The sequence below is a fragment of the Arthrobacter sp. Y3223164 genome (assembly GCF_059091005.1).
Genome location: NZ_JBNHGF010000718.1, coordinates 1 through 758 on the forward strand (window position 1 = coordinate 1; position 758 = coordinate 758).

The following is a 758-nucleotide window of genomic DNA, read 5'->3' on the forward strand; positions in this document are numbered from 1 at the left end:
CCGGCCAGCGCGCCGCCGCCCTTGCGCAGGCCGCCATCCCCACCGCCGAGGCGAAGGCGGCGGCCTGGGAGTCCGTCGTCGTCAAGGGCGAACTGCCCAACGCCACCCAGCAGTCGGTCATCGCCGGCTTCACCCGCGTCCATGACACCACGCTGCTGGAGCCCTATGCCGCGCAGTACTTCGACGCCATCGAAGACATCTGGAACACCCGCACGCACGAACTCTCGCAGCAGATCGTCGTCGGCCTGTACCCGTCGCAGCTGTCCACGCAGGCCACCGTTGACGCCACGGACGCCTGGTCGGAGTCCCTGGCGGACCGCTCCCCCGCCCTGCGCCGGCTGGTGCTGGAAAACAAGGACGGCGTCGTCCGGGCCCTGAAGGCGCAGGCCGCCGACCGGTAGCCAGCCGAGAATCGTCCAAACCGACTGCTGCCCGCCGAAACGCGCGTTTCGGCGGGCAGCGCAGTCTCGGCAAGGCCCGGAACCAGGAGTGCGTTCTCCCGCCGTTCACCGGCGCGACATCTGCCGCCCCTACGGTTCCATGAGCACGCGGCGGGAGTACTGCACGGCCCGCCCCCGGATCTACAATTCCACAACGGTTGGTGGCGCAAGGGAGTCCTCATGGCAGTTGCCGGACAGCTGGCTGTCATGCTCGCCGTCTTCTACCTGCCCGGCTTCCTGGCCCTCCGGGCGCTGCGCCAGCCCGCCATCCGCTCCCTCGTGTTGGCCCCGGCCGCCGGGACGGCGCTGGCGGCTGTC

General features: G+C 70.6%; 1 protein-coding gene. It reads left to right on the forward strand.

What is annotated here, in order from left to right; all coding sequences use genetic code 11:
- On the forward strand, positions 1–401 hold a 401-nt coding region (locus tag AC5RUJ_RS17600), incomplete at its 5' end, for an ERAP1-like C-terminal domain-containing protein (protein WP_494156422.1).
- Between the last annotated feature and the right edge of the window lie 357 nt (positions 402–758).